The organism is Anoxybacillus sp. LAT27, assembly GCF_022030075.1.
GTDB lineage: Bacteria > Bacillota > Bacilli > Bacillales > Anoxybacillaceae > Anoxybacillus > Anoxybacillus kestanbolensis.
This window is the reverse complement of sequence record NZ_JAIWYK010000206.1, coordinates 1-260: the sequence shown is the minus strand read 5'-3', so window position 1 is coordinate 260 and position 260 is coordinate 1. Positions and strand designations below refer to the sequence as shown.

Here is a 260-nt window from a genome sequence, read left to right as displayed (position 1 = left end):
TGCCGCGGCAGATGCCGAGAATCGGCTTCTTCAGCTCCAGAGCCAGTTTGATCACCGCCAGCTCCGCCAGGTCCCGTTCGTACTCCACTTCCCCCAGCCCCTGCAGCGGCTCTTCGCCGTACAGATGGGGGGCGGGATCGTCTCCGCCGGTGAGGATCAGGCCGTCCAGCGATTCCACCATCGCGCGGAACGGCGCGTCCGGGACCGTCATCAGCGGCAGGATGAACGGAATCCCGCCTGTGCGGGCCACCCCGTCCACA

General features: G+C 67.3%; 1 protein-coding gene. It reads right to left on the bottom strand.

All coding sequences use genetic code 11. The features are described 5' to 3' along the window. The coding region (locus tag LD028_RS09145) for a gamma-glutamyl-gamma-aminobutyrate hydrolase family protein (protein WP_237811631.1) at positions 1–260 on the bottom strand (260 nt) is incomplete at both ends.